1 protein-coding gene is annotated in these 590 nt (G+C 28.6%); it reads left to right on the top strand.

Translation table 11 applies throughout. The annotated features are described in order from the left end of the window. The first annotated feature begins 107 nt into the window (after positions 1-107). Positions 108-554 (top strand): hypothetical protein, encoded by a 447-nt coding sequence (locus tag EZH24_RS13210; protein ID WP_137999466.1) that lies wholly within the window; start codon positions 108-110, stop codon positions 552-554. Positions 555-590 lie beyond the last annotated feature (36 nt).

Below are 590 nucleotides of genomic sequence, written 5' to 3'. Positions count from 1 at the left end.
TTAAAAATCTATTCAAATTCTTTTTTGAATTTATTAAATTTCAATTTGGAAAAAGCGTTTATTCATTTAAACGTTTTTATAAAAAAATTAAATCAAAGGAGTTCCTTATGAGGAAACAAACAAAAAAAATTTTAACATTACAAACTTTATTTTTGGTTGTCTTATTTACTATAAGTTGTAATAAAGACATAGTAGGGCGTATTAAAGATAAAATACCTATCTTTAATAAAGGCAATACGAAAGCGGAAGGCATAGGAAAGTATTCGGGCGAATGGTTAGCAAGCGAAATTATGATGGGAGGAGATGTAGTTGATAGATATACTATTAACGAAAATACTAAAGCTTCTCTCATAATAAATTTGGACGGTTCTATAACTATTACTTCTAACGGAGAGGTAATTAAAGATATAGAAGAATACGGCGATACCACTTATGGCTATACCGATAGCGAAAACAATTATTTCGTTTTAGAATTTGAAAGCGAAATTAGATGCTTGCAAGTTAGCGCTGGTGAAGAAGGCGATTATACAACCGTTCTTATAAAGCGACAATAAATAAGATTATATAGAATGCAAAATATATTAGTATTT

This window comes from Brachyspira catarrhinii (genome assembly GCF_005518285.1).
GTDB classification, from domain to species: domain Bacteria; phylum Spirochaetota; class Brachyspiria; order Brachyspirales; family Brachyspiraceae; genus Brachyspira; species Brachyspira catarrhinii.
The sequence above is the reverse complement of the archived record's forward strand: the minus strand, read 5'-3'. Positions and strand labels throughout refer to the sequence as shown.

Excerpts from the sequence above, each read along its gene's own strand:
- EZH24_RS13210 (WP_137999466.1), top strand. The coding sequence starts at position 108 with ATGAGGAAACAAACAAAAAAAATTTTAACATTACAAACTTTATTTTTG.